Consider the following 330-nt stretch of genomic DNA (forward strand, 5'->3'; position numbering starts at 1 on the left):
CTGCTCTACCAACTGAGCTAACGACCCGTATCTTTATCAATTTAACGCGTTAAGATTGGTGCCTCAACGCGCCGCATATGATACTTATAATTTTTTTAGTGCAACAACAAATTGCAGTTTTTTTTACTTACGCGTTTATTTGCACAAAAAGCCAGCATAACGTACAACTTATCTGCGCTTTTATTCTATTGAGAGATGCTATTTAATCTTGGCTGAGCAAGTTTTGCTGCGCTTGAGTCAGGATAATCGGCAAGTAATTGACGATATAACTGCACGAGTTTAAGACAAATTAACGCTATTTACTATCCTCTGTGACAGCTGGCTTTAAGG

Source organism: Alteromonas sp. IB21, from assembly GCF_016405965.1.
Lineage (GTDB): Bacteria > Pseudomonadota > Gammaproteobacteria > Enterobacterales > Alteromonadaceae > Alteromonas.